This window comes from Pseudomonas sp., assembly GCF_037994325.1.
Classification (GTDB): domain Bacteria; phylum Pseudomonadota; class Gammaproteobacteria; order Pseudomonadales; family Pseudomonadaceae; genus Aquipseudomonas.
On sequence record NZ_JBBNAH010000051.1, the window covers coordinates 1 to 1504 of the forward strand.

Consider the following 1504-nt stretch of genomic DNA (forward strand, 5'->3'; position numbering starts at 1 on the left):
CCTAAAGCCTCATACGGGGGGGGCGAGGCACCTTGTGAGAGCGGCTTCAGCCACGATGCTTGGAAAGCGGAGGCACCGTTAGCGGACGATAAACTATCTCTTCGTATTAACATCGCTTCCGCGAGCCCAACCTAACTACAAAGCCCCATCCGCCGCGCAATCGCTATCGCCTGCGTCCGACTATTGGCATGCAGCTTCAAATTAATATTCCGCAAATGCGTCCGCACGGTGGAGTCGGACACAAACAACTTCTCCGCCATCGCCGCATTGGATAATCCCTGGCCCAACAGGTTAAGCACCTTCAATTCCTTCTGCGTTAACGGGTCCACCAATCCGCCACTCCCTGTAGGCGCAGCAGGCGCTGGCGCGCTTGTGCGCAACCAGCGGTCAAGCGTGTATTCGCCTGCGTCGTCGCTTTCATCCAGTTCGCTGTGCAGCTCGCCAAGCATGGCCTGGATCACGCTGCCTTCTTCCAGAAAGCTACGGATATAGCCTTCGCTCTGAGCAAATTTCAGCGCTCGCTCCAGCGTGCGCAGGGCCATCTTGCCTTGGCCGTCGGTGTGCAGCGCTTCGGCCAGGAGGATGCGTAGTTTCAAGGCGCGGCGGCCGCGCATCAGGCGTTCGGCTTCGGCGAGTTCGGTGCGCAGCGGGGCGATGGCTTTGTGGGCTGAGCCGGTGCGCACCATTACGCGCAGCCGGGCGATGGTGGGGGTGAGGGTGTCGTTGGCGATAAACCAGTAGTTGCTGGCGTCGCTCCAGGCGAAGCTTTGTTCGGCGAGGGTGAGCTGTTCGTTGGCGCCGGCTTGGTCGCCGTGGGCGAGGTGTTGCATGGCGCGTTCGAGGCGGGCGCTGGCGGCGACGCGGGGTTGGCCGAGGCGGTGGCCGACGGCTTCGAGTTCGGTGAGCAGTTGCAGGGCGCGGTCGCGGTCGCCTTTTTCGTCAGCGATGCGGGCGAGTAGGGTGTGGGCGGTGATCAGGGCGTCGGATAGGCCGAGGTCTTGTACCAGTGGGGCGTAGATGAGTAGCAGGCGCTGGGCTTCGTCGCATTGGTCGCTTTCGTAGAGGGCTTCGCCCAGTTGGATGGCGGCCAGGGCGTTGCCGTTGCGGTCGCGGCGGCGTTCGGCTTTGAGCATGGTGGTGGCCAGGCGTAGGCGGGCGGTGGTTTGTTTGAGGCGGCCGGCCATCATGTCGAGCAGGGCTTCGGCAGATTCGGCGAGTACAAATCCAAAGGCGCCGGCGGCGTCGCTTTGCGCGCGGCGGGCTTCGTCGACGAAGTGGTGGGCGTCCTGGTGCAGGCCAAGAATGATGCTGGTCTGGGTCAGGGCCTGGTTGAGCATGGCCCAGGCGAAGGGGTAGTCCATGGACACTTCGGTCAGCGCCTGCCTGCCCAGTTCATGGGCTTCGGCAATGCGGTCCATCATCACCAGCAGCATGGGGCGCAGGGCTTTCAGGTAGGCGGCGGACTCGCCGGACAAGGTGTCGGTATCTATATCCGCTACCCGTG

Annotated in this window: 1 protein-coding gene; it reads right to left on the reverse strand. The window is 63.2% G+C overall.

From position 1 onward, the window contains the following. Positions 1–131: 131 nt before the first annotated feature. Positions 132–1504, reverse strand: a 1373-nt coding sequence (locus AAAB16_RS01655; RefSeq protein ID WP_340661769.1) for a LuxR C-terminal-related transcriptional regulator, incomplete at its 5' end; no start/stop codon positions are given.